Genomic DNA, 23,535 nt, shown 5'->3' on the forward strand with positions numbered 1-23,535 from the left:
CAGTATGCTGACGTCATGGCTTCCCCATACTCCGACGGAGACCGGGAAAAGGTAGCGTCCAAGCTGCCCTCGGCGCTCCAGCAAGCACTCAAGGTTCGCGCCGCCGAACTCAGCCTGGACATCCAGGACGCCGTCGAGGCCGCCATCAACGAATGGCGCGGCAGCACGGGCAGCGGCGCCGAGGTGGACACCGCCGGTGCGAAGTCGTTCTCCACGTGGCTGCCGCCAGGGCTGTATGAACGGTTCAAGGAGACCTGCACCGATCGCGGCGTCTCCTACACCCAGGGCCTTGCCCGGTCGATCCGGGACTGGCTCGACGCGAACCCCTCCCCCCGGCACGGGGCCCGCGGAACCGACCCCGAACGGAAGATCGTCGGCAACCAGAAGGGCGGGGTCGGCAAGACCGCCATCTCCGCCGGGATCGGCGAGGCCTACGCCGAGGCGGGCAAGCGCGTCCTCGTCGTCGACTTCGACCCGCAGGGACACCTCAGCGAACAGCTCGGAGTCCCGCAGATCGAACCCAACCACGACAGCCTGGTCTCCCACATGTGCGGTGAAGGAAAGGGAGACCTGCGCGACCTGGTCGTGGAGATAGACGATCCGCGGTACGAGAAGCGTCTGCACGTGCTGCCCGCCTGCTTCGACGGGTTCCTCCTCGACGCGAAGATCGCCGTCGTGGCGACGCAGAAGCGCGGCTTCCAGAAGGAAGCGGCCCTGGAGCTGGCCCTGCGTCCCCTGGAAGCCGACTACGACGTCATCATCGTGGACTGCCCGCCCAGCCTCGGCATCGCGATGGACGCCGCCCTCTACTACGGGCGCCGGCGCCGCGGCGAGCCCGCCGGCGTCTCCGGGGTCATCATCCCGGTACTCGCGGAGGACTCCTCCGCCACCGCCTACGGCATGCTCGCCCAGCAGATCGAGGACCTTTGCGAAGACCTGTCCCTGGACATGGACTACCTCGGCCTGGTCGTCAACCTGTACGACTCGCGCCGCGGCTACGTCGCCACGTCGTCCTTGGACAACTGGAAGTCGCTCGGGGACCCGAAGGTCCTTGCCGTCATCGGCGATCTGAAGGAACAGCGCGAAGCGGTCCGCAAACGGATGCCGTTGCTGACCTACGCGCCTCACAGTGACCAGGCGGAAGCCATGCGGCAAGTAGCGAGGGGAGCAACCCGTTGAGCAAGGCGGACACCCTGGGATCGGCACCCGCGTTCGGCGCGGCCCGCGGCGCCCGGTCCTCCCGGCGCAACCTCATCGACCAGACCATCGCCGGTGAGGAGTCGACCGCGGCGGCCATCACCGAGCTGCCGGTCACCCTCATCAGCGACAACCCCGACAACCCGCGCAACCACCTGCGCAACCTCGACGAGACGGTGCAGAGCGTCCGCGAGGTCGGCATCATCATCCCCATCGCCGTGGCCACGGTCGACGCCTACCTGCGCACCCGCCCGGAACGCGCCGACGAACTCGACGCCGGGGCGCAGTACATCGTCGTCGACGGCCACCGCCGCCTCGAGGCCGCTCGCCGCGTCGGGGTGGCCACCATCCCGGTCCGGGTCGACAACGGACGGGTCGCCACCGACGAGACTCTCCTCGAGGCCGCGTTCGTCGCGAACTACCACCGCGACGATATGACCGACCTCGAGGAAGCGCACGCTCTCAAGGGCCTCGTCGACTACTACGGTTCCCAGACCAAGGCGGCCAAGCGGCTGGGCATCCCGCAGAACACGATCTCCAGCAAGCTGTCCTTGCTGAAGCTCACTCCCGAGCTCCAGAAGGACCTGGTCACCGGCGTGCGGAAGGTGGAACACGTCCGCAACCTCGGCAAGCTGTCGCCCGAGGAGCAGAAAACCAAGGCCGACGAACGGGCGGAAGCCGCACGCCGGAAGGCGGAGAGCCAGCCGCAGCAGGTCGTCGAGCGTTCAGCCGGCCCCGCCGAATATCACGGCGTGATAATCCCGGAGACGGCTCCCGCTCCAGCCGCCCCGCCGTCCCCGCCCGTCGTGCCTGGTGCCCCTCCGTCGTCCCCCGTGCGTGAGCCGGCCACCGAGTCCGTCCCGGAACCGCGCACCGGCACGGCGGAACCCGCGACGGCGAACGCGGAGGCGGCGCAGCCGAAGCAGCCGAAGCGGCTTCCTTACGACGACGCCTTCTACTGCGTGCACCATCTCCACCAGAAGATGACGCCCGAGACGTTCGCACGAGGAGCCCGCGTGTGGATGGACGTGCTGCGGGAGCAGCACCCGGACGAGTACGAGGCCCTGCTGGCCGAGCTGGGAGCCCGATAGCGGACCACCCAGCGGCCCCGCTCGCCTTCCCCGGTGAGCGGGGCCTCCGCGGACGGTGCTGTCCGGCCGGACAGGCCATCACCAAGCGCGCGGTTGCCCCAAGATACGAGGCGCTGCCCGCCTGACTCCGTGGCGGACGCTGTGCGAGACGTCAGGTGTGCGTGCCGAAGATTTCGATCTCGCAGCGGGCTGCCCCGCTGCGCTTGATGCGTGCGTCGGCGGTGACCAGGGGGACGTCGAGGGCTTCGGCCAGCGCGACATACTGGGCGTCGTAGGCGGACAGGTGGGCGCGGAGGCTTTTCAGGCGCGGCCAGAGCGGCAGAACGTCGTGTCGCTCGATAGGGAACGCCCGGTAATTGGCCAGGGCGGTGTCGGCTTCCCGCTCGGTGATCTTCTGCCCGCGCATCAGCCCGAGAAGCGCCGACAGGATTTCCCCGTCGAGTACGTACGGCGCATCCAGGGTGTGCGCCGCGGTCACCCGCCGGGCGATGGATTCTCCCGTCTCGGTCTTCGCAACCAGGAGTTCGACCATGGCCGAGCAGTCGATGACGGTCAACGTCCGGCCCGTGCTTCGTCGATGGCGGCGAGGATGTCGGCGGTGCTGATGTCGGCGGTTGCCTCCCTGCGGGCTCGTTCCACGGCCTCGGCCACGGTGGGCTTCGCGGCCTCCCTCTCAATCAAGCCGCGGAGGTATGCCTGCAGGGACTGGCCGGCTTGAGCGGCACGGATTTTCATGGTGCGCACGGCGTCTTCGGGGACATCCCGGATGGTGAGCGCGGTCATGAATGCATTTTAGCAGCATTGAATGCACAATGCAGTCACTGTGCCTCGTGGCCTCCAAGTGGCCCATCGCCTGCACCTCGCTCGCTGCTCCGCCCTGGCTGTCCATCGCAGTCCAGCCCACCGCCCCGCCGAGCACACGGCACTCCAGGCCATCACGGACTCCCGGCAGACCGGCCAGATCACCGAGATGTCGCTCCGCCACGGGTGGGGCGGGTCTCCTCCCGGTCGCCGAACGTGCCGACAGTCGTGTCGGCAACATCCGATATGATGCCGACGCTGACGTCGTCAAGTTCAGGTAAAGGGGCGTACGCGTCCAGCCGTCGCGCCCTCATCACCCACATCACCCTCATCGCTCGGAGATTCAGTGTTCCTCGCCCTACGCGATCTGCGCTTCGCCCGCGGTCGCTTCGCCCTGATGGGTGCGGTGGTCGCCCTCATCGCCGTACTCGGCGTGCTCCTGTCCGGACTCGCTTCCGGTCTGGCGGACGCCGGTATATCCGGTCTGCGCGCGCTGCCCCTGACCCATATGGCCTTCGACGAGAAGGCGACCAGCGAGCAGTTCTCCCGCTCGACCGTGGAGCAGGAGGACTGGGAGGCCTGGTCGAAGGCCCCCGGCGTGGAGCGGGCGGAGCCCTTCGGGAACACCCTGACCAACGCCCAGGTGACCCAGGGCGCCGAGAAGGGGGAGCAGGTCAACCTCGCCGTCTTCGGCATGACACCGGAATCGCCCCTGGCCCCCCGTCCCACCAGCGGGAAAGGGCTGGCGGAGGGCAGCGGCGGCATCGTCATCACCCGGGAAATCGCCGACCTGGGTGTGGAGGTCGGTGACGTCCTGACCGCGGACAAGAGCGAGGTGCGGCTGAAGGTGGTCGGCCTGGTCGACGAGACCATCTCCTACGGCCACATCGGCGTCGCCTACGCCGACCTCGACACCTGGCGGCACCTGCACTACGGGCTGCCGGGTGACCTGCCCGAGGCCGCGCTCCGGCAGGCCACGGCCGTCGCCCTGACCCTGGAGGACGGTGCCGACGTCACCGCCGTCGAGAAGGCGACCGCCACCCGCGCCGACAGCAAGGAGACCACCTTCGGCGCGTCCCCCGGCTACACGGCCGAGTCCAGCACCATGGCCCTGATCAAGGGCTTCCTGTACGCCATCTCCGCCCTGGTCGTCGGTGCGTTCTTCACCGTCTGGACCGTCCAGCGCAAGCCGGAGATCGCCCTGCTGAAGGCCCTCGGCGCCCCCACCGGATACATCCTGCGCGACGCCCTCACCCAGGTCGTCGCCGTCCTCGTCGGCGCGACGGCCGTCGGTACCGCCATCGGCCTGGCGCTGGGCAGCGCGATGATCGGCAAGGCACCCTTCTCCCTGTCCGCCCCGGCCATCGCCACGTCCTCCGGCCTCCTCATCGGCCTCGGGACCGTGGGCGCCGTCGTCGCCGTCCGCCGCATCACCGCCGTCGACCCCCTGACCGCTCTGGGAGCCACCCGATGACCAGCACCTCCACCGATCACCGGGCCGCCTCGGACGCCGCAGGCTCCGGGGGACTGCGCCTGCTCGACGTCACCCTCACCCTGGGCGACGGCGACACCGCCGTCACCGCCCTCGACCACGTCGGCCTGAGCGTCGCGCCCGGCGAGTTCGTCGCCGTCGTCGGCCCGTCGGGATCTGGCAAGTCCAGCCTCCTCGCCGTCTCCGGCGGCCTCCAGCGGCCCACCTCGGGCGAGGTCCACATCGCCGGCACCGAGCTGACCGCCCTGTCGGACAAGGAACGCACGGCGGCCCGCCGCCGCCACATCGGCTTCGTCTTCCAGCAGTCCAACCTGCTGGCCTCCCTGACCGTCCGGGAACAGCTCCTGCTGCCCCTGCACATCGACGGACGCCTCGACGCCGCCGCCCGGACCCGGGCCGACGAGCTCATCGACGCGGTCGGACTCGCGCACCGCGCCGCCTCCCGCCCGCACCAGCTGTCCGGAGGCGAACGCCAGCGCGCGGGCCTGGCCCGGGCCCTGATGACCTCACCCGCCGTCCTGCTGGTGGACGAGCCCACCTCGGCGCTGGACCGGGTGCGTTCGGCGGAGGCGGTCCAGCTGATCGCCGAACAGACGCACCAGCACGGCACCGCGACGGTCATGGTCACCCACGACACGGCGATAATGGACGCTGCCGACCGGGTGTACGAGATGGTCGACGGCCGGCTGTCCTGACCGGGGCAGCGGGCCGGCGCCTCACTCCCGGCTCCGTACGCCACCCAGGAGTCCGTCCCGCATGCCGAAGATCAACGCCTCCACCGTCGCCGAACACCGCGCCCAGCAGCGCGAGGCGCTGATCGGGGCGGCGATCGACATCCTGGTGAACGAGGGCGCCGCCGCCGTCACACCGGCGGCGGTCGGCGCCCGTGCGGGCCTGGCCCGCTCCAGCGTCTACCAGTACTTCGACTCCTCGGCGGCCCTGCTGGCCACCATCACCGAGGAAGCCTTCCGGCGCTCCAACGAGGCCCTCACCCGCGCCATGGCCGCCGCGGACGGCCCGGTGGAGCGTGTCGAGGCGTTCTTCAGGGAAAGCCTCCGCCTCGGCGCCGAAGGCGCACACCGGCCCGCCGCCGCCCTCATGGGTGCCGGCCTTCCGCCTGCCTGCCAGGAACGGCTGATGGAACTCCACCTGGAACAGGTCGAACCGTTCCGCGCGGCCGTCCGGCAACTCGGCGCCCCCGAGCCCGCGCTCACGGCGGATCTGGTCGCCGGGATGCTGCACACCGCCCTCGCCGCCGTCGAGGGCGGCGCCCCGCTCGACACGGTCACCGAGCGCGCCCTCGTCCTGGTGCGCCGCTGCCTCACACCGGCCGAGAGCCCGGCCTGACCGCTGTCACCGTCCTCTACCCCTGATCGTCGTACCGCTCGATGGCGGCGCCGAACACCTCCACGAGCTCGACGGGCAGGGAGTACCCCTTCACCTTGCCGAACCCGGGTCCCTGCGCCTCGATCGGTGGCCGCATCCCGGCCGGCCACCACCCCTCGCGGACGCCGCGCTCCAGCACGCGCTTGAGGGCGCCGCTGTGGCCGCGGAGGCTGCCGCCGTCGGTACGGAGCTCGTCGTCGCCGACGAAACCACCGTTGGCGGCGGCCATCCGGACGATGCGGCGTGCCCGCGCGGGCAGGCTCCGGTAGTACCGCACGGCGCGTTCGACGGTCCATGTGGCGTCGGTGTCGACGTGGGCGGCGTGCTCCTCCAGGAGTGCGAGGAGCCGGTCCCGGAAGTCGTCGGTGGGATCGTCGACCGTAACGGTGATGCGCATGATCTCTTCCGTACCAATAGACGTGAATTGACGAGCACGGTAGCAGTCCGTGCCCTGCCGTCAGGGTCGGCGGGGCGGGGGAACCACGAGATGGATAGTTTCCTGAGGAGCCAACCTGACGGCTGAACAAGTAAACGACTCCAGCGTCGTGGCGGTCGTCGACGCCGAACTGGTCGATGCGGAGGAGAGCGAGGAGCGGTCGTTGCTGCCTGCCCTCGCGGAGGTGCTGGCTCCCCGGCCGTTCGTCGACGGCACACCTGCTTCGGCCGCCGGACGCACCGATCCCGCCGACGGCCGATCTGCCGGAGTGCACCGTACGCGGAGCGGCAGGTGGCCCATACCGGCTCGCAGATGAAACCCGAGGTGTAGGTCATTACCCGCGCGTGGTTCGGCCGCGTACGAGGAACGGAAGGCGGCACGCAGTGGCCAGTGATCCCGGCGCCGTTCCCCGGCTGGACGTGTCGGTCGGCATGTTCGAGGACATTCTGGACGTGTCGGTCGGCATGTTCGAGGACATTGAAGACCTCAAAGCTCAAGTCGCCCGCCTGACCGCCGTTGTCGAGAAGAGATCATCTAAAGCGACCGGACAGTTGGCCGAGGCCTTTGTCGACTAGCTAGGAGTAGACGGCCAGCAGACAGGATGCCGTGGAGGACCCGCGGTAGTTGTCATCCTAGCCTTCACCCGGGACGCCCCTCGGAGTGATGCGGGTCCGGTTTCCGTGTCCGTGCGACAGACCGTGGGGTTAGGCAGCTCATGCGAACCGTTGCGATCAAGGCTGCCGCAGCTGCGGCCAGTGCCCTTCTACTCCTGGCCCCCTCCTCCTCAGCAGTCCCCATGAGCGGAGACGACTCTGACAGGGCAGTGTCGATCTACGTCAAAGGCAAGGGGCTGCGCGTCGACTCGATCGACGTCACCAGCACCAAGCAGCGCAACGGCGAGGCATTCCGCGTCTACGAGCACACCGGTTCGGTGGCCACTCAGTCCTACGTAACCCGGTGGAAGAAGGCGAAGTTCTACAGCGCCGGCATGACGAAGTTCGCCGCCACCTCATGGAAGATCAACAAGAGTTTTCCGCACGGAACGTGGCTGTGCGCCGTCTCCAAGAAGTCGTCCGGCAACCCTTGTATCAAGGTCCACCGCTGACTGTGAACCGCTCGCTTTCGAACTAGGAACGCGAGTAGCGCTGACTGGATCTCATCAGCACAAGATGTGTCGCCCGTAGCGCATCAAGGGTTCAGCGAGGGGGCGATGGCAGACCTCGCAGACCGGTCCTCCGTTCGTTGGCCGGGGTACTGGCCGTACGGGCGGCAGCGGGGTGGGCTGCCAGGGAGGCCTAGGCTGGGAGGTGGTGGCTTCGGGCCTCCACCGGGCGGTCTGTTCGTGCTGGCGTCGGGCCTGGTCAGCGTCGCGCCGTACACGGGCGGCTTCTTGAGCCAGACGCTCGGTCATGGTGGGCGGGAAGGTCACGCCGTCGGCGCTCAGACCGAGGTCGATGAGGGAAAAGCGTTCGCAAACGACCGGATCGCCGACGCAGGGCGGGTGGTGCAGCCCGAACACGCGCAGGTCCATGGTCCACCACCGCGGCTCGTTGCGCATGTGGGGCTGGCCGAGCCGGGCTTCGGCCCTATCGTCGCGGTGGTAGAGCGTCCAGGCCGGGACGCCTTCGTGGAACAACACATGGGGAATGCGGGTGTTGGGCCGCATGAACCACACGTCCTGGATGCCGTTGGCGGCGTAGTCGCGGTGTCGGGCCTGCCACAGCTCGTCGCTGATCAGCTCGCGCTGGGCCTCCAGAGCCAGGTGGGCGCCGTCGCCGAGGGTGACGTGGACGTCGGCGCGGCGGTCGAGCCGGTCGGTCCACTGCTCCATCCGAACCCGCGTGACGTTAGGGAGCGTGCCGCCCAGCGGGCGAGGCGGTGCTTGGCGTTGATGTGCCAGACCGTCTCGGGGTTGTACCCGCCGGGCGGGGCGGTGCCAGCCGGGTGCGCGAAGTGCGGCCTCACCAGACCGCCGATCCGGCCGCGGGCCAGCAGCGGCACTTTCGTACCAGCAGGTGCGTCGATGCCGCGCCAACAGTAGAAGCACACCACCGTCTCCATACGTCCGTAGCCGAGCTCCCGCCATTGCTCGACAGGCTTTTCGCCCATGTGGACCTCGCGCTGCATCTGAAGGTCGAACCCCACAACGAGCAGGTCGTCCAGCACCGGACACTCCTCTCAACTCGCCTGAATCATGCGCGTAGAGCATCGCAATGAGCACTGACCGTCCCATCGCCTCAGCTCGCACGGTCGAACTAGGTTCGAGAGCGCACCCGAGCGACCGGCTCTGCCTGTAGCGGAATCGGGTCCCCGTCTCGCCAGCAGGCGGTGCCCGCTGTTGGGCGACACGAGATTGTCAGTGCTCGGCGACACGGGTTCTGTCAGTTGGGCCCAGCGGGAGGGCACGTTCTCATGCTGTTGCTGGCGCAGGAGGACGTTGGTGTCGGCCACCGTCGCGAGTTCGGCGAGCAGGTCCCAGCTTCGGGGATCGTCGCCGGCATGTACGGCCTGCACGGATGTAGAGGTCGATGGCGGCGGATTCAGCTGTGGCCCAACCACGGCCAACCGACCCGCCGCACGGTAAAGCCCCGGCATCCGCTCCTGCGCTCGGCCTGGTGGTCGGGCGGGTGGACGTCACCGGGGGCACGGCTGCCGCGATGGCTACGTCGTGTGCGGCCAGCGTCCAGGAGAGGGGCGAGAGGCCGGCGCCTTGGCGCCCGGCGATCGAGGTAACGGGGCTCGTCGGGGTCGCGGAGGCGAACGGCGAGCATGCCGTTGTCGCCGACAGCAGGCGGCAGCCATGCCCGATGCCCAGCAAAGTAGCGGTCGCGCCTTCGCAGGCCACCTGCCGGTTACGCTTCGGTCCCCGGCTTCTCGGGACTCTCATTTGTCAGCGCCTGCTCGCACTCGTCGATGCGAGTGTTGATCGTCGCATCACCGGCCACATCGGACGGCAGTTTGGTCGACCGGTAGATCAGGGCATTGGCAATCAGGTCCACTTCAACAGAGTTCGCCCGGTGGAGAGCGGTATGTGCGAGATTTGCGCCGCGCAGTCTTGCGGTCCGCAGCTCTGCGTCGTAGAGGTCTGAGTCACGGAGGTCTGCGTTCTGGAGGTCCGCGCCTTCAAGGTCCGCCTCTCGAAGGTTGGTTCCACTGAGGTTCGCACGACCGAGCGATGCACCCCGGAAGTTCGTGGCCCATAGATTTGCATCTCGAAGATCTGCGTTTCCAAGGTCCGCCACGCGGACGTCCGCGTTCATGAGGTTCGCGTTTTGAAGGTCCGTGCCGCGAAGGTCCGCGTTCTGAAGGTCCGTCTCCCGGAGGTCCGCGTTCTGGAGGTTCGCGCCGCGGAGGTCCGCATTCTGGAGGTTCGCGTGCCGAAGGTCCGCCTGAAGGTTCGCGCCACGGAGGTCCGCGCTCTGGAGATACGCGTTCTGGAGGTTGGAGCCCTGGAGATTTGTGCCGCGAAGGTCTACTCGCTGAACTCTTCCCTCTCCGCGGTCGATGCTGGGACGGCGACCCAACACGGTGAGTGCTGCCTGAACATCTTCGGTCGGCTTGTATCTCTCACGAGAGGCCTGGAGAGATCCTTCGCCAGTGGCGTGAGGATCTTCGGCTTCGGGTTCTGACGCGGTGCGAATGAAGGCGGCCAGGACCTCGACGACAGTAGGGTGGTCCTTCTCCGAGTCGCGCATGATGCGTTCCAGGGAGTAGATGCCTCCGAGGCGTTGAGTGAGATGGTCGCTGCTGAGGAGCTTGATCGCTTCGACGTAGCGGTCGGTCACCTGGCCTTCACGAGTCAGGTCGGCCTGCTCGCGGTCTTTGAACCGGGTGTGCTCCAGCATGTCCCGCGTGTGCTGCATAGAGCGGTGCGTGTAGAAGAGGCCGACGCCTGCTATGGCGCCAGCGCCGAGGGCGACCATCGAGGTTCGGAAACCCGTGATGACTACACCATCCGCAGGCTGTAGATCGGTCCTGCGCAGGTGAGCGCCATCGAAGAGCCATGGGCCTTGCCAGATCAGCCACCCGTACCCCAGCACGACTAGGGCCAAGGTGATCGCGAAGAGGACCCGCTTCAGAGAATCAGGCATGCCCAGCAGACTGTCCGGTCAATGGGTCCGGGGATCGGAGAACTTGCCTATTCAGAGGGTAATTTGAGGGTGGACCAGTGAGGTCAGACGGGTCCAGCGTCAGATGCCGCCCTCAACGCTTGCCCCCTTCCCTGCGCGGTTACGGGTTCCCCAGGGTGGCGATGGCTTCGTCGTATGCGGCGAGGGTGCGGTAGAGGGTGGAGCGGCCGACGCCAAGGTGCCGGGCGATCGAGGTGACGGGTTCCTTAGCGTCGCGCCGGCGGAGCGCGATGGCGAGCATGTCGCCGTCGACGGCTGGCGGGCGGCCGCCGTGGTTGCCGTTCGCGGCGGCGGTGTCCAGGCCGATCAGGGTCCGTTCGTGGATGAACTCCCGCTCGACCTCTGCCATGGCGGCGAACACGACGAAGAGGATCTTGCCCGCGCCCTGCGGGTCGTACATCCCGGCGAGCGGGCCGCTGAGGATTTCCAGGCGGTGGTCGCGTTCGGCGAGGTCCTGCGCGGAGGTGATGAGCTCGATCATGTTGCGGCCCAGGCGGTCGAGCATCGTGACGGTGAGGGTGTCGGCCGGGCGGAGGTCGGCGAGGGCGGCGTTGTACTCGGGGCGGATCTTCTCCCGGGTGCCGATCTTCTCGACGTAGATGCGTACGCAGCCGGCGTTCTTCAGGAGGCGGACCTGTCCGGCGAGGTCCTGACCCTTGCCAGACACACGGGCGTAGCCGATGCGGTCGCCCGCCCGCGCGAGGAGTGCGGGGTCGAGGTCGGGTGCGGGGCCGGGCTGCCAGGTGCGACCGGGGCCGCGGGCGGCGGGGATGCGGATGGCGGGCCCGGACTTGAGCGCGGGGATCTTGGCGTAGCGGCCGGTGTGGTAGTCGACGGCGACGACGCCGGAGTTCGCCCGGCACACCGACCCGGGCGGCGCCCCGCACCGCGGGCACGGTTCGCGCTCGATCATCTCGGCGTGGGCGATCTCGTCCAGGTTGCTGTCCACGTGTTCCCCTCCCGCCCGTCCGCTCGATGCGGACCGTCCCGAATACCCGTCCCGCTTCCTGGCGGCACCCGCCGGTTCCGGGACGCCTTTCGGGACGTCTCCGGCGACCGCCGGGCCGCGAACGATCACCGTCCCGGAATCGACCGATTCCGGGACGGCAGGCGCCCCGCCTGCTCTAGCCGGTGCCGCACGCCGGGTGCAAGCGGTTCGGGGTGGGTTCATCAGTTCGAGCCACGACGCTGCCGCAGGGGTGTCTCAGCGGCGACATCCCACTGACACTTCCGACCGTGGCGAAGATCGCGGCGGAGGTACGGCGGACGGCGGTGGCCCGGCTGGAGGAGCTACGGGCCGACGGGGCACTGACGGCGGCTCATGTGCGGACCGTCGCGCAGAGCATCGGGGTGAGCGAGCGCACCGTGTGGCGGTGGCTGTCTCCTCCCGCCGACCGTCCGGCCCGGCAGCCAAGGCCCCGCTACGGGCTCAGCGAGACCGACCGCGAGGCGTTCGCGTTCTACAGGGGCAACATCGCCGCCCTGCACTGGGCCCGGCAGGCGGTGCTGGCCGGCGACGGCACGACGGCCGGGGCGCCGGTGCCCTCCTTCCTGGCCGAGGGGTGGACGGGCGCCCGCCCGGTGACGCTGCGGACGTTGCAGCGGGCGTTCAGCCAGGAGCTGACCCCGGCCGAGCAGGCGGCGTGGCGGACGGGCGAGTCCGGCCGGCGGGCGGCAGCGGTGCACCTTCGGCGCCCGGACGCGCTGCGCGGCCGGTGCTGGGAGATGGACCACAAGCAGTTGCCGCTCGTGGTGCTGCCGCCCAAGGGCAAGGCGATCTGCCCGTGGATGACCACGGTCGTCGACGACGGCACCCGCGCGCTGCTGGGCTGGGCCGTGGCCGTCACCCCGACGTCGGGAACGGTGTTCACCGCGATGCGCATGGCCATGCTCCACGAGCCGGACCTCTCGCCGTTCGGCGCCGTCCCCGAGCGCGTACGGATCGACCAGGGCCTGGAGTTCGCCGCGGACGACGTCGAGGCGGCCCTGGGCACCCTGGCGGTGATCATGCACCGCCTCCCGCCCTTCCAGCCGCACCGCAAGGGCAAGGTCGAGCGGCTGAACCTCACGATCGAGCAGATGCTGATCTCCCAGCTTCCAGGCTTCACCGGCGGGCCCCGCGACGCGAGCGGCACGCTGTACGGGCCGGTGAAGGACTCCGTCGCCGCCAAGCAGGCCGCCGAGGAGGCAGGCGGGCCGATGCGCATCGAGCGGTTCGTGCAGCGGTTCGCCGACTGGGCCCGCTGGTACAACACCGAACGCCCTCACCGCATGCTCGGCGGCCGCACTCCGCTCCAGGCGTGGCTGGAGGACCCGGCGCCGCTGCGGCGGATCGGCGCCGACCAGCTGCGCCACCTCATGCTCGCCGCCACCGACCGAACGATCCAGAAGGACGGCATCAGCTTCCGCTCCCTGACCTACGTCGCACCGGAGCTGTACGGGCGCGGCGGCCAGCGGGTCCAGATCCGGTACATGCCGCACGACGACCGGAGCATCGAGGTCTACGACGGGCCCAAGCACCTGTGCACCGCCTACCCCACCGGCCAGCTCACCCCGGAGCAGACCGACGCGTTCCGCGCGCACGCCCGCGCCGAGGCCGAACGGCTCGGGCGGGAGCGGCGCCGCGCCACCCGCCAGGCACGCCGCACCCTCGCTCCCATGACCGGCGACAGCGCGGCGCCGGCCGAGTCCCGGCTGGTGCCGGCCGCCGACGGACAGGTGCGGACCCGGCGCGACCGCGACGCCGCGCTCGCGGCCCGGGCCTCCACCAGCCTGCTCGGACTGATCGACCCCACCGCCCCCGCCGATCCGGAGAGCTGATGCCGCGCCACTTCGTCGACCTGGACGGGGCCGCCGCCCTGCCCACCGGCCACTTCCAGATGACCGCCCGTATCGTCCGCGACCTCGTCACCAACGCTGCGACCGGCGTCGTCCACGGTCCGGCCGGCACCGGCAAGACCTTCGCCGTCGAAGCCGCCCTCGAAGCCTTGGACGCTCTGCCGCCCACCCAGCGGCCGCAGGTGTGCGTGCTGACCTTTCCCTCCCGGCCGACCATGCGCATGATCGCCGACCAGCTGCTGCGCGAACTCACCGGCGCCGACACACCGAGCTCCCGTAACCGCTTCGATCTCACCACCAAGCTGACCGGGCTGCTTGCCGCCCCGATGCGCCTGATCGTGGTGGACGAGGCCCAGCGCCTGAACGGCGACTGCATCGAGCTGCTGCGTCACCTCCACGACCACCCCAAGACCCGCTTCGCGCTGCTCTACGTTGGCGGCGACGGCTGCTGGGAGGTTCTGTCCAAGGAGCCGATGCTCCGCTCGCGGGTCTTCCGCCGCCTGCCCTTCTCCCCGCTCAACCCGGCCAAGGTGCCGGCCCTGATGCGCCGCTACCATCCGATCTACGCCGACGCGGACGACGCCTGCTCTTGGAGGTCGACGCCTCCTACGGGCACGGCACCATGCGCGACTGGGCCGTCTTCACCCACACCGCCGCCTCCCTGTGCGCCGAGCAGAACCTGTGCACCGTGGACGAGGCCACCGTGCACAACACCTACGCCCTCCTCGGCGGCGGCCTGCGTGACTGAAACTTTCCCCGAGCCCGGCACCGACCCGCTCGCCCTGTCGGCCCGGCCGTGGCGCACCGTCTACCTGGTCACCGACGCCTTCGACGAGGTAGCTCTGACCCGCCGCCTGGCCGCGCTCGAGTCCGCCCAGTGCGTCGTCGTGCGCCCCAACCCCGTACGGTCGCCCACCGACCTGGTGTGGGACGTCCTGGCCGCCGCGGGCAAGAATCCGGCCGCTGCCCGCAGCAACCGCATGACCATCGACAACGCATGGGCGGCCGCCGCCGCCTGGCTGACCGCCGCCCACACCGCGCACATCGTGGTCGAGCGCGGCCACCGCCTCTCCGAGAAGGAGGCCGTCAGCCTCGCCGAGCTCGCCGACACCGTCGACGCCACCCTGTGGCTGATGTGGTCCTCACCCCGCGACGCGACCAAGATGGGCAACGCCCTCGAAAGCCTGGGCAACTCCCGCCTCCACGGCCGCCGCGGCCGGCTCCCCACCACCGGACCCCACCGGCCCCTGCGCGATCCACCTCGACGACTTCTACCAGCTGCTGCCTCTGCCCGACCCGGCCACCAGCCTGCCGCCCAACCCCGACGAGGACCCCGGCCCCGACGACGACTGGCCCACCCTGCCCGACGCGGACTTCCCGCTGTTCCTCGCCGCCTGCCGCCGCCGCCTCGCCGCCGACACCTTCGACCAGCTCAACCACGTCTACCGCTCCGAAGCCCAGCGCACCGACCAGTTCGTCCGCCGCCACCCCCACGACCTCACCACCCCACGCTCCGGCGCTTTCGCCCGCGCCCTCAACGCCTACCTCCGCGACGAACGCCTCGGCCCCGCCGCCAGCCCCCGCCTGGCCCTCATCCGTCTGCGCGCCATCCAGGCCTCCCTCCTCAGCCGCGGCGTCCTGCTGCGCTGGCAGCCCGCCGGCCTCGGCCAGGACCCGGCCGACCGCCTCACCACCTGGCTCACCCCGACTGTCTGCCGAGCCCTGCGCGCCACCGTCTCCACCGAAGCCGCAGCCGCCACCGTCCTGTCCCTGCACCTGTCGGCCGCACCCGACCGGTTCGGCCACGTGCTGTGCCGCAACGTCGACGAGGACGGCCACTACCTGTACCTGCCGACCTTCAGCGACAGCGCGCCGCGTACCTGCGTACCGACTGGGCCGCCCGGATCGACCGCCAGGACGAGGACGAGTGCCCGACCTACGGACACACCACCGGCAAGACGCCCCTGCCCCCGTACGCCGCCGAGATCCTCGCCGCCCAGCTCGCCCACCGCCGCGCGGACGGCTCCGGCACCCGCGGCCCCTTCTTCCTCAACTACAAGGACCCCGCGCTCCCCGCCACCGAGCGCACCCTGACCGAGCTCATCCTGCGTACCTGCCGCCGTATCGGAATCCAGCCCCACTGGCTCCACCGCAGTGCCTGCCGCGAGGAGCACCAGATCGGCGCCGGCCCCACCCCGCACACCGACTGGATGACCGCACGCCACCTCACCGTCACCATCCTCGACGACCAGGGCGGCGACCTGTGAACCGCTGGTACCAGGCACCGCCCCGCAGCCGCCAGCCCCGCGGCTGGGGCACCGAGATCCGCCGCCGCCTCCACAGCGCCGGCATGACCAGCTGGGAACTCGCCGACCTCCTCGGCGTCCACGAGAACGACATCCGGCTTGACGCCTTGCCCAACCAGCCCCTGAACGTCGTCCTCGAACTCGCCCGGCAACTCGACCTCCACCCCGCCGACCTCACCCCGTTCGCCGAAGAGGTCTACAACCTCCCCCGCCACCACCAGGCCCAGCAGCCGCCCGACCCCTCCGCCCAGGCCGACGCCACCGCCGTCTTGAACGCCCTCGCCCACGCCGGCCGGCCGCTCACTGCCGACTTCCTCGCCGAGTGCCTGCACTGGGACATCGACCGCACCATCGAGGCCCTCGACCACGCCTGGGCCCACCCCGGCCTCGGCGGCCCGTACGCCCTGCGCCGGGTCGCCCCGGCGCACTTCACCCTCGGCCCCCGTATGGACGTCCTCACCGACGAGCAGATGAACGCGCTCCACCCCGGGAACCACATCGCGACCTGGAGGAACCCGGACGGCACCCACCGCCGGCCGCTCCAGCGTGACGTCCTCAGCGACCTCGACGCCACCGTCCTCTACCAGGCTTGGCACGACGGCTCCGTGACCGCCGACCAGGACGGGCCCTGGGCGCACGCCGTCGCCGGACTCCTCGACGCCGGGTACCTCACCGCCACCACCGACGGCGACATCGTCCTGGCCGACGACGTCCAGTACAGCCTCCGCGCCATCGACACCGACGACGTCATCCCCTACTGACACCCGTCATGTCGCCGACCACTGACAGTCCGTGTCGCCAGCCACTGACATGCTGATGTCGTCCGACACTGATGCCTGCGCGTTTGTGAGACCAGCTGGCCCTACCCTTGAGGATCAGAAGGAATGGACAAAGGTACGTCCCCTGTGGAGACCCACCCGGCGGTCGATGACTGAGCATTGAGGGAGGGACGGCAGCTGATGGCCTGGGTGACCGGGATTGTGGATGACGGGCAGGTCGAGTACCGCCTCACCGGTCATGCGGGCTGTTACGTCCCGGCCGTTGGCGAAGGCCTCGTTGAGCAGGCTCGCCCGATCGCCGACGACCAGATCGACAACGGCATGGAAGCTGCCGGGGATGGCATGCTCGTGTGGGTCGGCGAAGGTCTGAGCGAAGTCGGTCAGGCATCCGGCACGCACCTCGACGAAACGGGCAAGCAAGCCGCACGAGCCCTGACCAAGGGCAACCATCCCCTCACCGGCGAGCAACTGGTGCGCTCGGAACTTCGCGCCCACCCACGTGCCAAGTTGACCGGCGCCCGGCTCGTGGAGGCGGTCGAGGCCGCCGCAAAGGTCGCGGAGTGCGAGCCCGTCGACCTGTTCATCGGCAAGCCCAAGCAGGCGAAGAAGTGGGTGACCCTCGCCCGGATGGTGCGTCAGAAGGGTGAGCGGCACCGGTTGCAGATCGACTCCCTGCATCGCATGGCGCGCGCGGCCGGGCTCGCCCTGGAAGACGTCTACGACGCCGGCCAGCTCGTTGAAGCTCGCGTCCACGAACGCGACCGGATCAGTATCCGCATCCGTGCCTACGACCTCGTCGCCGACCTGCCGAAGAGCGACTCCACCCTGTGGGCGCTGCTCGCCGAGCGGCACGAGAAGGATTTCCGAGCCCTGGTTCACCAGGCCAAGCGGGAGGCATTTGCCGAGCTGGAGCAGTGGATCGGCTACGGACTGGCGGGCGAGGGCGGCGAGCTGCACCGCATCGCGACCGGCGGACTGCTCGGCTGGAGCCTCGAGCACCAATCCGCCCGCCCGATCGACGACACACCAGGCGACCCCCACCTGCACGTGCACATCGTGATCGTCAACTTGGCTCGCTGCGCGGACGGTCAGTGGCGGGCCGTCGCCAATGGTGGCATGGACCTGCACCGGCACGCCAAGGCATTCGACGCCCTGTTCAAGGCGCGGGTGCGGGCCCTGACGCACGAGCGGTTCGGCGTGGTCCGAACGCGCTCGCCGCGCACCGGTGCCTGGGAGATCGAGGGCATTCCCGAGCCGTTGCGCGACCACTACTCCCGCCGGGCGGCCCAGGTCGACGCCATCGTTGGCGCCGACGCGGGTCGTGAGGAGAAGCTGCGGGTGTCGGCCGAGACCCGGCACGCCAAGCACGACACCGGCACCATCGACCTGCGCGCCGCCTGGCGCCGGCGTGCCGAGGGCCTCGGTCACGACGTCGACGCGACGGTCGCGGCAGCCGCTCCGGGGCCGCCCGGTCCCGATGGGCCGCTCGCCGTGGGCGGGTCCGACGGCCCGCGCACCCCTCCGCCCGAGCGGATCGCCGCCGAGGTGTTCGACCCGCAGCGCGGGCTGACCGCCTCCGACACGGAGTTCAGCAAGGCCCAGCTGCTCGCCCGGGTCGCGGATGCCTGCCCGCTCGGCCTGGAGGCGAATGAGCTCGAGACCCTGGCGGAGCGGGTGCTCGCTGTGAAGGGATACGCCCAGGCTCTGCCCTTGCGCGGCTCGCAGCTCATGGCGCACACCGAGCGCTACACGACCGGCGACATCCTCCGCGCCGAGCAGACCATCGTGGATCAGGCGCGGGCCCGCTACGCCGACGGTTCTGCCCGTCTGAGTACGGATCAGGCCGAGTCCGCCGTCGCCGTGTTCGAGGTAGCGGCCGGTTTCTCTTTTACCGCCGAGCAACGGCGCGTGGTGGAACGGCTGCTCACGGCCGGACACGGGGTGGAGGCAGTCGTCGGCGTGCCCGGATCGGGCAGGACTAGCCTGATGGAGGCATGCCGGATCGGCTGGGACGGAATCGGGCTGACGTACGCCGGTGCCTCCCTGTCGGCGGTGGCCGCGCAGGACCTGTACGACGGATCCGGCATTCCCTCCCGCACTGTTGCGGCCTGGCTGCAGCGCATCCACGACGCCGACGGACTCACCGGCATCGACGTCCTGGTCCTGGACGAGGCAACAATGACCGATGCCCGGTCCACGGCGGCGCTGCTCACCGAAGCTGCCCGCACCCACACCAAGGTCATCGCGGTGGGCGACCCGCAGCACATGCGCGCCATCGGCCCGTGTGGCGGCTTCGCGGAGGTGCACCGACTGGTCGGCGGCGAGACGCTCACGGTCAACCAGCACCAGAAGGACGCGGGCGAGCGGACCGCGCTGGAGATCTGGCGCACCGGCGCCCGCGAACCTGCACTGGACCTGCCGGCCGACCGCGACCACGTCCACGCAACCAACAGTGCTGACGACGCCCGTCGCGGCGTCCTCGCCGCCTGGAACCAGGCGCGCACTCGCTTCGACGATGTGCATGGCCTGCTCGAGAACCTGGTGGTGCTGGCGACCTGCCATCACGATGCGATGCTGCTGAACGCCGGTGCGCAGGCTCTACGCCGTGAGGCCGGTGAACTGGGCCGCGCACACCGTTACGCCCTGCCGGGCGGCGACCACCTCACCCTGGCCGTCGGAGACATCGTCCGGGTGCGCACCAACGACTACCGCCCCCGCGGCGGCGTCGGTCCTGACCACCGCAACGGCTGCCGCGCCGCTGTCACCGACATCGCCGACGACCACCGGGTGCAGGTCACCTGGCGGCACAGGAACGACCACGGCGCCACCCGAAGCGACCGAGCCTGGCTGACACCCGCGCAGGTCACGTCCGGTGCCCTCTCCCTGGGCTACGCGATGACCATCGCCACGTCCCGAGGACTGACCACCAACACCGCCCTTGTCTACGGGCTGGGCGCGAACGCCTACGCCCTCTACCCCGGCGTCACCCGAGCCCGCATCGCCAACCACGTGTGGCTGCCCGCCGCCGCCATGGAGAACACGGAGCCCCGGGCCACCCGGCTCGGCGACCCCCGCGACGAGACCGAGCTCCTGGAACGCGCCCTGCAGGCGTCCACCGTGCTGCTGCGCCAGGACCGGACCGAGGCCATGGTCGGCGACCGACTGCGCTCTGCTCCGGAGCCGGTTCCGTCGCCTACGGCCGAAGAAACCCCCTTGACGACATTGGACGACCGCGAGGCCCGCCCGTACGGGGCACTGACCGCCGCCCAGCTGGAGGTTCGGCTGGCCAAGGTACTGCGGGCGGCCGCGGCCACCGAGAACGCCGCGGAGGCGCAGACTCGTCAGGCGCGGGAGCTGGCGGCCGCCGCGGAGGAGGAGCCCAGCGCTGGTCAGCGCACTGCACAGGCTGCGGCCGCCGTCCTCGCGGTGGCCGACCAATACGCCGCCCGCGCCCAGCACGAAGACGGCATCGCGCGCAGCGCCGCCTCCGCTGCCGCGCAGGCCGAGAGCGTAAAGGACAGGATCGAAGCGGCCTTCGGCCGCAGTCGCATCGCCCTGCGCCTGGCCGGTACCTCGCGCGCAGAACAGCAGGCCCTACTCGCTCAGTACACGCAGCAACTGACCGAAGCACGCGAAGAGCAACAGCGCGCTGGATGTGCCGTCGCCGATGCCCGCCGACAGGCCTGGCAAACGCTGCGCACCTCCCCGTACGCCGAGGCCCTCCGAGCCCACGGCGCGCTCGGCGCTGCGCCCGCTGACCCGGAGGCCATGCGGCAGCGGTTCGCCGCGATGCAGGCCGACCTGCCCAAGCTGGCCACGCAGATCGACACGGCCCGCGCCGAAGCCGCCCAGCAGGCCTGCCTCGAGGCTGCCGCGCTGCAGACCAAGGCCCGCAATCTGCGTGGGGTCGCCGAGCAACTCCAAGCCGAGCAGCAGGCGCGCCGGCATAGCAGCACGCAGGACCCCCAGCGGTACATGTATGGCGAGGCAGCCCGCGCAATTCTGCAGCAGGAGAGGCGGCACAGCACGCCGCATGCTCAGCATGCCCGCGAACAGCTCCAGCACCAGCGACCGAGCGACGGCCTCCGCACCGGCATGTGACCGCGTAGTCGGCTACCGCCGTCTTCCAGCCGGCTGCAGTGCGGACGCACGGCGCAAAGTGTCATGGCGCTGATCGTCACGACTTCGGGTGTCGAAGAGCCGAGCTTCGCCGGGACCGACTGCGCAAGCCCAGCTGGTGAGGACGAGGCACTGCGGGTTGTCGGGGATCCGCTTGCTTCAGAGGCCGTTGTCTCTCCGAGAACGATGGGTGTCTTTCGCCGGTCAGGTGTAGGTGCGGAGAGCTGTGTTGCTCCAGGTCCACAGGGCCATGGCCACGGGGACCATCCCCGCGGGCGCGGGGAGCAGGCCGGCGCGACCGTCAACGTGACGTCGCCGTCGGGACCATCCCCGCGGGCGCGGGGAGCAGGACGACGGCTACCTGCGCCTTGGGTTGCAGTCGGGACCATCCCCGCGGGCGCGGGGAGCAGGCATCGGACAGCCATGCAGGGATGCCGCTCGCGGGACCATCCCCGCGGGCGCGGGGAGCAGGCATCGGACAGCCATGCAGGGATGCCGCTCACGGGACCATCCCCGCGGGCGCGGGGAGCAGGATGCGTAGGTCTCGCAGACGTTGCAGTCGCAGGGACCATCCCCGCGGGCGCGGGGAGCAGGCATCGGACAGCCATGCAGGGATGCCGCTCGCGGGACCATCCCCGCGGGCGCGGGGAGCAGGCATCGGACAGCCATGCAGGGATGCCGCTCGCGGGACCATCCCCGCGGGCGCGGGGAGCAGGCGTCGGCAGTCCAACGCGCTCACCACCGCGGGGGACCATCCCCGCGGGCGCGGGGAGCAGGCAGCCGGTCCCCGAGCCCGACCCGGTGCCCGGGGACCATCCCCGCGGGCGCGGGGAGCAGGAACCGCCAATGTCCGACCTGTCCCGCAAGCTGGGACCATCCCCGCGGGCGCGGGGAGCAGTCCACGAAGGCCGCCGCCGGCCCCCGCTCCCCGGGACCATCCCCGCGGGCGCGGGGAGCAGGACGCGGCGGTCACTCTTCGTCGGCATCGGGGGGGACCATCCCCGCGGGCGCGGGGAGCAGGACGCGGGGCGGACGGACGCGGCCTGGTCGTCGGGACCATCCCCGCGGGCGCGGGGAGCAGCCCTCTAAGGGACTGGACGCTGACCCGCACCTGGGACCATCCCCGCGGGCGCGGGGAGCAGCACGGCGGCGACCACAAGGCCGCCGCGCGGGAGGGACCATCCCCGCGGGCGCGGGGAGCAGTGGATGCCACGGTCAAGCTGGTTCAGGCGGGTGGGACCATCCCCGCGGGCGCGGGGAGCAGCCACTGCACCCGAAAGGCACCGTCATGTCTCCGGGACCATCCCCGCGGGCGCGGGGAGCAGCGGCGGTCTCGGGGTGGAGCTCCACCCCGGCCGGGACCATCCCCGCGGGCGCGGGGAGCAGGCGGGGCCCCGGATGGTGCGGGGCCCCGCGGGGGGACCATCCCCGCGGGCGCGGGGAGCAGCGCGGCGAAGCCCACGAACAGATCAGCACCGAGGGACCATCCCCGCGGGCGCGGGGAGCAGGTTCGGGTCACAGTCCATGGCGCACGTGCGCTGGGACCATCCCCGCGGGCGCGGGGAGCAGCGCCACTGCGGCGCCACGGACGACGTCCGACCGGGACCATCCCCGCGGGCGCGGGGAGCAGGCCGCGGGCGGGCTGCTCGCCGGAGGCGCCGGGGGACCATCCCCGCGGGCGCGGGGAGCAGACCGCCGTCACCGTCGGCTTCACCGCCAAGCCGGGACCATCCCCGCGGGCGCGGGGAGCAGCCTTCGCGAGTTCTGCGATGCGCGGCAGCGTCGGGACCATCCCCGCGGGCGCGGGGAGCAGCAGCCGTCCCGGGCGGACGCCCACGATCTGGCGGGACCATCCCCGCGGGCGCGGGGAGCAGTCGCTGCCACCCTGCACCGAATTGGGCGGGGTGGGACCATCCCCGCGGGCGCGGGGGAGCAGGCCCTCGATGTCCTCGAGGAGGACCCCGTCAAGGGACCATCCCCGCGGGCGCGGGGAGCAGTGTGGGTGGGGACGTGTGGGGCGTTGCGGGTGGGGACCATCCCCGCGGGCGCGGGGAGCAGACATAGGCCAGGCCGGGGCCGGGGAGCATGTGGGGACCATCCCCGCGGGCGCGGGGAGCAGTACGGCACGCAGTCCGGGCTGAGCAAGGATCTGGGACCATCCCCGCGGGCGCGGGGAGCAGTTGGCCGCGCCTTCCGCAACGACCGCGGCCGAGGGACCATCCCCGCGGGCGCGGGGAGCAGCGTTGCCGATGTTCGGTGCGGTGCCCGGCGTCGGGACCATCCCCGCGGGCGCGGGGAGCAGTCGTTCTTGCTCATGGCCTCGGCCAGGAGGTTGGGACCATCCCCGCGGGCGCGGGGAGCAGCCGAGAGACGCCGCCACCGCGCCGTCAGCTTCGGGACCATCCCCGCGGGCGCGGGGAGCAGCGGTGGCGGGCGAATGGCGAGGTGGCACGCACGGGACCATCCCCGCGGGCGCGGGGAGCAGGGGGCTTGCGACGGTGCAGGACATCGAGCGGGGGGACCATCCCCGCGGGCGCGGGGAGCAGGCCTGCCAGCTGCCGGTGCAGTCGCGGCGGCGGGGACCATCCCCGCGGGCGCGGGGAGCAGGGGCGCGATGATCACCCCGTGACGCGACGAATGGGACCATCCCCGCGGGCGCGGGGAGCAGCGGTGGACCGGATCGCCCGCGCCGCGGTCGTCGGGACCATCCCCGCGGGCGCGGGGAGCAGGGCCAGCCGTCACCCGGCACGCAGGCATCGCCGGGACCATCCCCGCGGGCGCGGGGAGCAGGGCCAGCCGTCACCCGGCACGCAGGCATCGCCGGGACCATCCCCGCGGGCGCGGGGAGCAGCCCCAGTCGACCCGCACCGGCCCCTGGCCGGTGGGACCATCCCCGCGGGCGCGGGGAGCAGACTGGATGACCTGCTGTTTTACTTGGGTCGGTAGCGGTTTTCGAGTAC

Annotated in this window: 19 protein-coding genes, 1 pseudogene and 1 CRISPR repeat array; of the genes and pseudogenes, 13 read left to right on the forward strand and 7 right to left on the reverse strand. The window is 70.8% G+C overall.

From position 1 onward, the window contains the following. Positions 1–15 precede the first annotated feature (15 nt). Positions 16–1,179 carry a ParA family protein gene (locus IE172_RS26290; RefSeq protein WP_190099792.1) on the forward strand — a complete coding sequence of 388 codons (1,164 nt, stop codon included), beginning with the start codon at positions 16–18 and terminating at the stop codon, positions 1,177–1,179. Then, positions 1,176–2,288, forward strand: a complete 1,113-nt coding sequence (locus IE172_RS26295) for a ParB/RepB/Spo0J family partition protein (protein WP_190099793.1) — start codon at positions 1,176–1,178, stop codon at positions 2,286–2,288. The genes IE172_RS26290 and IE172_RS26295 overlap by 4 nt, the downstream gene beginning before the upstream one ends. Before the next feature lie 151 nt (positions 2,289–2,439). Here IE172_RS26295 and IE172_RS26300 read toward each other — a convergent pair whose 3' ends face one another. Further along, the gene (locus IE172_RS26300) at positions 2,440–2,844 is read right to left on the reverse strand and encodes a type II toxin-antitoxin system VapC family toxin (RefSeq protein ID WP_190099794.1); all 405 of its coding nucleotides are present in this window, start codon (positions 2,842–2,844) and stop codon (positions 2,440–2,442) included. Then, positions 2,841–3,071 carry a FitA-like ribbon-helix-helix domain-containing protein gene (locus IE172_RS26305; RefSeq protein WP_190099795.1) on the reverse strand — a complete coding sequence of 77 codons (231 nt, stop codon included), beginning with the start codon at positions 3,069–3,071 and terminating at the stop codon, positions 2,841–2,843. Before IE172_RS26305 ends, IE172_RS26300 begins: the two co-directional genes overlap by 4 nt. A 364-nt stretch (positions 3,072–3,435) precedes the next feature. On the opposite strand from IE172_RS26305, the gene IE172_RS26310 reads away from it, so the two are divergent. The 3 genes from IE172_RS26310 to IE172_RS26320 all read left to right on the forward strand — a co-directional run bounded on the left by IE172_RS26310 (position 3,436) and on the right by IE172_RS26320 (position 5,928). After that, positions 3,436–4,563 (forward strand): ABC transporter permease, encoded by a 1,128-nt coding sequence (locus IE172_RS26310; protein WP_190099796.1) that lies wholly within the window; start codon positions 3,436–3,438, stop codon positions 4,561–4,563. Next, positions 4,560–5,276 carry an ABC transporter ATP-binding protein gene (locus IE172_RS26315; protein ID WP_190099797.1) on the forward strand — a complete coding sequence of 239 codons (717 nt, stop codon included), beginning with the start codon at positions 4,560–4,562 and terminating at the stop codon, positions 5,274–5,276. The genes IE172_RS26310 and IE172_RS26315 overlap by 4 nt, the downstream gene beginning before the upstream one ends. Positions 5,277–5,337: 61 nt before the next feature. Next, positions 5,338–5,928, forward strand: a complete 591-nt coding sequence (locus IE172_RS26320) for a TetR/AcrR family transcriptional regulator (RefSeq protein WP_190099798.1) — start codon at positions 5,338–5,340, stop codon at positions 5,926–5,928. A 16-nt stretch (positions 5,929–5,944) separates the two neighbouring features. On the opposite strand, the gene IE172_RS26325 is transcribed toward IE172_RS26320, so the two are convergent. Beyond that, positions 5,945–6,364: a hypothetical protein gene (locus tag IE172_RS26325; protein WP_190099799.1), complete on the reverse strand. Its 420-nt coding sequence runs from the start codon at positions 6,362–6,364 to the stop codon at positions 5,945–5,947. 422 nt (positions 6,365–6,786) lie between these two features. On the opposite strand from IE172_RS26325, the gene IE172_RS26330 reads away from it, so the two are divergent. Next, positions 6,787–6,978 carry a hypothetical protein gene (locus tag IE172_RS26330; RefSeq protein ID WP_190099800.1) on the forward strand — a complete coding sequence of 64 codons (192 nt, stop codon included), beginning with the start codon at positions 6,787–6,789 and terminating at the stop codon, positions 6,976–6,978. Positions 6,979–7,226: 248 nt separating this feature from the next. Continuing rightward, on the forward strand, positions 7,227–7,508 hold the full coding sequence (locus IE172_RS26335) for a hypothetical protein (RefSeq protein ID WP_190099801.1): 282 nt from the start codon (positions 7,227–7,229) through the stop codon (positions 7,506–7,508). A gap of 54 nt (positions 7,509–7,562) precedes the next feature. On the opposite strand, the gene IE172_RS26340 is transcribed toward IE172_RS26335, so the two are convergent. From IE172_RS26340 to IE172_RS26355, 4 genes are all read right to left on the reverse strand, one after another. Continuing rightward, positions 7,563–8,234, reverse strand: coding sequence for a competence protein CoiA family protein (locus IE172_RS26340; protein WP_190099802.1), 672 nt, complete (start codon positions 8,232–8,234; stop codon positions 7,563–7,565). Further along, on the reverse strand, positions 8,138–8,569 hold the full coding sequence (locus IE172_RS26345; RefSeq protein WP_190099803.1) for a competence protein CoiA family protein: 432 nt from the start codon (positions 8,567–8,569) through the stop codon (positions 8,138–8,140). The genes IE172_RS26340 and IE172_RS26345 overlap by 97 nt, the downstream gene beginning before the upstream one ends. A 686-nt stretch (positions 8,570–9,255) precedes the next feature. Then, positions 9,256–10,494, reverse strand: coding sequence for a pentapeptide repeat-containing protein (locus IE172_RS26350; RefSeq protein WP_190099804.1), 1,239 nt, complete (start codon positions 10,492–10,494; stop codon positions 9,256–9,258). 139 nt (positions 10,495–10,633) lie between these two features. Further along, complete coding sequence (locus tag IE172_RS26355) at positions 10,634–11,482, reverse strand: recombinase family protein (RefSeq protein WP_190099805.1); 849 nt, start codon at positions 11,480–11,482, stop codon at positions 10,634–10,636. A 287-nt stretch (positions 11,483–11,769) separates the two neighbouring features. Here IE172_RS26355 and IE172_RS26360 point away from each other — a divergent pair, with 287 nt between their 5' ends. From IE172_RS26360 to mobF, 6 genes and pseudogenes are all read left to right on the forward strand, one after another. Then, positions 11,770–13,353, forward strand: a complete 1,584-nt coding sequence (locus IE172_RS26360; protein WP_190099806.1) for a Mu transposase C-terminal domain-containing protein — start codon at positions 11,770–11,772, stop codon at positions 13,351–13,353. A gap of 59 nt (positions 13,354–13,412) precedes the next feature. Continuing rightward, positions 13,413–13,820: pseudogene (locus tag IE172_RS35365) on the forward strand (ATP-binding protein); the annotation flags it as partial. Between the two features lie 140 nt (positions 13,821–13,960). Beyond that, positions 13,961–14,119, forward strand: coding sequence for a hypothetical protein (locus tag IE172_RS34810; protein WP_229886405.1), 159 nt, complete (start codon positions 13,961–13,963; stop codon positions 14,117–14,119). Between the two features lie 1,063 nt (positions 14,120–15,182). Next, entirely contained in the window at positions 15,183–15,638 is a 456-nt protein-coding gene (locus IE172_RS26370) for a site-specific integrase (RefSeq protein ID WP_190099807.1), read from the forward strand. Then, positions 15,635–16,438 (forward strand): hypothetical protein, encoded by an 804-nt coding sequence (locus IE172_RS35285; RefSeq protein ID WP_190099808.1) that lies wholly within the window; start codon positions 15,635–15,637, stop codon positions 16,436–16,438. The genes IE172_RS26370 and IE172_RS35285 overlap by 4 nt, the downstream gene beginning before the upstream one ends. Before the next feature lie 198 nt (positions 16,439–16,636). Beyond that, entirely contained in the window at positions 16,637–20,557 is a 3,921-nt protein-coding gene (gene mobF, locus IE172_RS26380; protein ID WP_190099809.1) for a MobF family relaxase, read from the forward strand. A 277-nt stretch (positions 20,558–20,834) separates the two neighbouring features. Continuing rightward, positions 20,835–23,487: direct repeats of the CRISPR family, unit length 29 nt; unit sequence GGGACCATCCCCGCGGGCGCGGGGAGCAG. Positions 23,488–23,535: the final 48 nt, after the last annotated feature.

The organism is Streptomyces griseoflavus (assembly GCF_014649995.1).
GTDB lineage: Bacteria > Actinomycetota > Actinomycetes > Streptomycetales > Streptomycetaceae > Streptomyces > Streptomyces griseoflavus.

Bases quoted from the DNA above. Each gene is read 5' to 3' on its own strand.
- IE172_RS26290 (WP_190099792.1), top strand. From the start codon at position 16: ATGGCTTCCCCATACTCCGACGGAGACCGGGAAAAGGTAGCGTCCAAG.
- IE172_RS26305 (WP_190099795.1), bottom strand. From the start codon at position 3,071: ATGACCGCGCTCACCATCCGGGATGTCCCCGAAGACGCCGTGCGCACC.
- IE172_RS26315 (WP_190099797.1), top strand. From the start codon at position 4,560: ATGACCAGCACCTCCACCGATCACCGGGCCGCCTCGGACGCCGCAGGC.
- IE172_RS26320 (WP_190099798.1), top strand. From the start codon at position 5,338: ATGCCGAAGATCAACGCCTCCACCGTCGCCGAACACCGCGCCCAGCAG.
- IE172_RS26325 (WP_190099799.1), bottom strand. From the start codon at position 6,364: ATGCGCATCACCGTTACGGTCGACGATCCCACCGACGACTTCCGGGAC.
- IE172_RS26340 (WP_190099802.1), bottom strand. From the start codon at position 8,234: ATGGAGCAGTGGACCGACCGGCTCGACCGCCGCGCCGACGTCCACGTC.
- IE172_RS26350 (WP_190099804.1), bottom strand. From the start codon at position 10,494: ATGCCTGATTCTCTGAAGCGGGTCCTCTTCGCGATCACCTTGGCCCTA.
- mobF (WP_190099809.1), top strand. From the start codon at position 16,637: ATGGCCTGGGTGACCGGGATTGTGGATGACGGGCAGGTCGAGTACCGC.